We start from the raw sequence: 1491 nt of genomic DNA, 5'->3' as shown, positions 1-1491 counted from the left end.
GCTCTACCCCCCCCCCCCCCCGGCGGGGCACCCCCGGCCGGTGGGCCCCCGCGCGCCGCCCGCCCGCAGCTGCCCTCCAGCTACCGGCTCGCCCCGATGACCGCGGAACGCCCCACCCGACAGCGCCCGGCCCGACCGCCCGTGCGCACCCGCCCCCTCCTCGACACCCCGATCGAGGGCAGCAACATGGTGCTGACCTTCGACGACGGCCCCGACCCCCGCTACACCCCGGCCATCCTCGACACCCTGGCCCGGTACGGGGTCCGCGCGGTCTTCTTCGTCTGCGGGGAAATGGCCACCGAACACCGCGACCTGCTCAAGCGCATGACGGCCGAGGGGCACGTCATCGGCAACCACACCTGGACCCACCCCCTCATCCCCAAGCTGAGCCGCCCCTCCCTCGCCTGGGAGATCGGCCGCACCAGCGAACTCGTCGAGAAGGTCACGGGCACGGCCCCGCCGTGGTTCCGCGCCCCGTACGGGGCCTGGAACCGGGCCGCCTTCGAGATCGGCGCCGAGCTGGACATGGAGCCCCTGGCCTGGACGGTGGACACCCTGGACTGGAAGGAACCCGGCAGCCCCGCGATCGTGCGCAGGGTGCTCGGCGGGGCCGCCCCCGGGGTGATCGTGCTCTCCCACGACGCGGGCGGCGACCGCTCCCAGAGCGTCACGGCCCTGCGCTCCTACCTGCCCCGGCTCCTGGACCGCGGCTACCGCATGACCCTGCCCCCGCTGCCCCCGCGCTGATCGCCCCCGGCCCGCGCCCCTCCTTCCGCCGCACCCGACCGGCGGGAGGGGGCCGTGGCCCGGCGGCCGGCCCGTGCCGTGACCGCGAGGGCGACCCCCACCAGCACCGTCGCCAGGGCGAAGGCGGCGCCGGAGCCCGCGGCCACCGCCTCGGGGCGATCCCGGTCAGCAGCGCCGTGTTGTCCGCCGCCTGGAAGAGGGCGTAGCCGCAGGTGGTCAGGGCCAGGGGCGCCACGTACCCGGCGGCCCCGAGCCGTACGGGCAGCCCAGCCGGCCGGCCGAGACCACCAGCGCGGTGAGCGCGGTCAGATAGGCGAGGGTGACCCACTGGACGGCCGCGAAGGAGGCGCCGAAGGCGGCGGACAGGTCCGGCAGGGCCACCCCGGCGGTCCCCACCCCGAGCGAGGGCAGCAGGACCGCCGTGGCCAGGGCGGACAGGGCCCAACGGGGTGTCGCCGGCCCTCCCGGGGCGGGGGCGCCGTCGTCACCGGGCCCCCCGCCCGGCCCCGGTCCCCGGCCCCGCCCCGCCCCTGTGCTCGTACCGTCCCGCACGGATCCTCCTCCGCTCCGCGGCGGTGGAGATCCGCCGGCGGGGGACACCGTGCGGCCGCCGGCCGGGGCCGGTCCACCTTCGTTGCCGGAACGGCAACTCCCACCGCAACCTCGTCTCCACCGTCACCGACCAGACGTACGCCGACTTCGGGCCCGGCGAGGTCTTCCTCCAGTGCTCCCCCGTCTCCTGGG

Annotated in this window: 2 protein-coding genes; one reads left to right on the top strand and one right to left on the bottom strand. The window is 77.1% G+C overall.

Annotated features, from left to right (window positions below; translation table 11 throughout):
- Positions 1-747, top strand: a 747-nt coding sequence (locus tag ABTZ17_RS36785) for a polysaccharide deacetylase family protein (RefSeq protein WP_352200176.1), incomplete at its 5' end; no start/stop codon positions are given.
- Between the two features lie 216 nt (positions 748-963).
- On the opposite strand, the gene ABTZ17_RS36780 is transcribed toward ABTZ17_RS36785, so the two are convergent.
- A complete protein-coding gene (locus ABTZ17_RS36780; RefSeq protein WP_352200175.1) occupies positions 964-1299 on the bottom strand; it encodes a hypothetical protein in 336 nt (111 codons plus the stop codon).
- Positions 1300-1491 lie beyond the last annotated feature (192 nt).

The organism is Streptomyces sp. NPDC097619 (assembly GCF_040302735.1).
Taxonomy (GTDB): Bacteria; Actinomycetota; Actinomycetes; order Streptomycetales; family Streptomycetaceae; genus Streptomyces.
Note: the sequence above shows the minus strand (reverse complement) of the source record. Positions and strands in the feature narration are given on the sequence as shown.